At 75.7% G+C, this 2649-nt stretch carries 3 protein-coding genes; 1 reads left to right on the top strand and 2 read right to left on the bottom strand.

Annotation, left to right across the window (positions count from 1 at the left end):
* Together LFA75_RS00090 and LFA75_RS00085 are read right to left on the bottom strand one after the other, a co-directional pair.
* The coding region (locus tag LFA75_RS00090; protein ID WP_455428446.1) for an oxidoreductase at positions 1 to 1099 on the bottom strand (1099 nt) is incomplete at its 3' end.
* Positions 1072 to 1944, bottom strand: coding sequence for an alpha/beta fold hydrolase (locus LFA75_RS00085; protein ID WP_225231748.1), 873 nt, complete (start codon positions 1942 to 1944; stop codon positions 1072 to 1074). The genes LFA75_RS00090 and LFA75_RS00085, both read right to left, overlap by 28 nt.
* 62 nt (positions 1945 to 2006) lie before the next feature.
* On the opposite strand from LFA75_RS00085, the gene LFA75_RS00080 reads away from it, so the two are divergent.
* Positions 2007 to 2489: a pyridoxamine 5'-phosphate oxidase family protein gene (locus LFA75_RS00080; RefSeq protein WP_225231747.1), complete on the top strand. Its 483-nt coding sequence runs from the start codon at positions 2007 to 2009 to the stop codon at positions 2487 to 2489.
* Positions 2490 to 2649: the final 160 nt, after the last annotated feature.

Genomic DNA, 2649 nt, shown 5'->3' with positions numbered 1-2649 from the left:
CATCCGGTGCAGGGAGGCCCAGGGGCTGGGGGCAGCGCATCGGGAGGCCGGCGCCGATGCCGGCGGCGCACCCGTTGCAGCCGGTGCAGGCCCGCACCGGCTCGCCCCGTCGGGCCCGGGCGACGAAGTCGGGATCGGCGACCTGGCCGCGGACCACGCCGACCAGGTCGCAGTGCTCCAGCGCGGCCGCGGCCTGCTCAGGGGTGGTGATCCGGCCGACGCCGATCACCGGCAGCCCCGCCGCTCGGACCCGGGCGGCCAGCGGCAGCGCGTACCCGTGGGCCGTCGCCATGGACGGCTCCACCAGGTGCAGCGACTCGGTGGCCACCCCGACCGTCGTGGACAGCCAGTCCACCGCGCCCGTCGCGGCCAGGCGGTGCGCGGTGGCGACGGCGTCCTCGGTCGTCGTCCCGTCCGGTTCGTGGACGGCGAGCCGGACGCCGAGCAGGAGGTCTGGCCCCAGGACGGCGCGGACGGCGGCGACCACCTCGAGCAGCAGCCGGTCACGGTCCCGGCCGTGGCCGTCCGTGCGCCGGTTGGCCCGCGGGGAGAGGAAGGCGCGCAGCAGGGAGGACTGCGAGGCCTGCAGCTCGACGCCGTCCAGACCGCCGTCCCGGACGTGCCCGGCGACCCGGGCGAAGCCGGCCACGACCGCGGCCAGGTCGGCAGCGGTGGCCTGCCGGGGCACCTCGCCGAACAGCGGGTCGGCCAGGGGGGACGGCGCCAGCAGCGGCACCCGGGAGTGCAGCGAGCTGCCCTGGCCGCCGTTGTGGTTGAGCTGGGCGGCGACCAGGCCGCCGTGGGCGTGGACCGCGTCGGCGATCTCCCGGTACCGGGGCACCACGGCCGGGTCGGTGCCGTCGACCACCTTCTCGTAGGGCTGGTCGGCCGGGTCGACCGACTGCTCCTCGGTGATCACCAGCCCGGCGCCGCCGGCGGCGCGGGCGGCGTAGTAGGCGGTGTGCGCGGCCGAGGGCAGCCGGTCGACCGCCAGGTCGGTCAGGTGCGCGCAGAACACCACCCGGCTGGGCAGGGTGCGGCCCCGCAGCTGCAGCGGGGCCAGCAACCGGCTCAGCGCGGGAGGTGCGCCGTCAGCCATCCCACGACGTCGGCGGTGACCTCGTCGCGGTTGGTCTCGTTGACCAGCTCGTGCCGGGCGCCGGGGTAGAGCGACAGCGTCACGTCGGTGACGCCGGCAGCCCGGTACCGGTCGGCCAGCGCGGTGACGTGCGCGCCGCCGGGGCCGCCCACCGGGTCGCGGTCGCCGGAGACCAGCAGCAGCGGCAGGTCGGCCCGGACCGTCGACGGGTCGGCGGTGCGCTCGGCGGTGGCCAGCACGCCGCCGATGATCGCGTCCTCGGTCGGGAACCCGCACAGCGGATCGGCCATGTAGGCGTCGACCTCGGCCGGGTCACGGCTGAGCCACTCGAAGCCGGTCCGCGGCTCGAAGCCGGCGTTGAAGGCGGCCAGCCCCGGCTGGTCGGCGGGCAGACCCGCCAGCACCTGGCCCAGGCCGTCCAGGGTGGTCGAGCCGCTGAGCACCACCCCGGCGTAGCGGACCGGTTCGTCCAGCAGCACGTTCTGCATGCCCATCGAGCCCAGCGAGTGCGCGAAGGCGAACAGCGGCAGGTCGGGGTAGGTCGCCGCGACCACCCGGGCGTGCTCGGCGACGTCGGCCAGGAAGCCCGCCGCACCCGGTGCCCCGAAGCTGCCCAGCGGGACGCCGGCGGACACCGAGGAGCCGTGCCCGCGGCTGTCGGCGGCCACCACCACGAAGCCGGCGGCGACCAGGGTCCGGGCGAACCGGTCGTAGCGCGGTCCGTGCTCGGCCAACCCGTGCACCAGCTGCACCACGCCGACCGGCTCGCCGGGGACGTCGTCCCAGGTGGTCGTGGTGATCGCCAGGCCGTCGGCGGGGCTGGGGAACGTGGCGGAGGTCTGCATGCCGGCCATCTTGCCCGCGCCGGGCTGGGTTGCGACCCCCGGTCCGGGGGCACCCGCAGGTCATGACCGACGACTCGACCCGCAAGGTCGCCGAGCTGCTGTCCGACCAGCGGCTCGCCATGCTGACCACCCACGCCGCCGACGGCACGCTCACCAGCCGGCCGATGGCGCTGCAGGAGGTCGAGTTCGACGGCGACCTGTGGTTCTTCGCCGCCCGCGACTCCCGCAAGGTGACCCACCTGACCGCCGACCCGCAGGTCAACGTGGCGGCCGGCTCCGGCGGCAGCTGGATCTCGCTGACCGGCCGCGCCGCGGTGGTCACCGACGAGGCCAAGAAGAAGGAGCTGTGGAACTCCGGCGTCGCCGCCTGGTTCCCCGACGGCCCGGACGACGACGAGATCGTGCTCATCCGGGTCGAGGGCGACTCCGCGGAGTACTGGGACACCCCCGGCGGCCGGATCGCCACCGCGCTGAGCTTCGCCAAGGCCAAGGTCACCGGCGAGCCCTACTCCGGCGGCGACAACGAAAAGGTCGAGCTCACCTGATCCCCACAGGGGACGCACCGCCGGCGCGCAGGGACGGCGGTGATCGTGGGGGCACCACACCAGGAGGTGCCCCGATGACCGCCGTCGTCCTGCTCGCCGCGTTCTTCGCCCTGCTCACCGCGGTCGACTTCGTCCGCTCCCCCGCCGGCGCCCCCGGCCT

The sequence above is a fragment of the Klenkia terrae genome, assembly GCF_900491935.1.
Lineage (GTDB): Bacteria > Actinomycetota > Actinomycetes > Mycobacteriales > Geodermatophilaceae > Klenkia > Klenkia terrae.
This window is presented reverse-complemented; position numbering and strand designations above follow the sequence as displayed.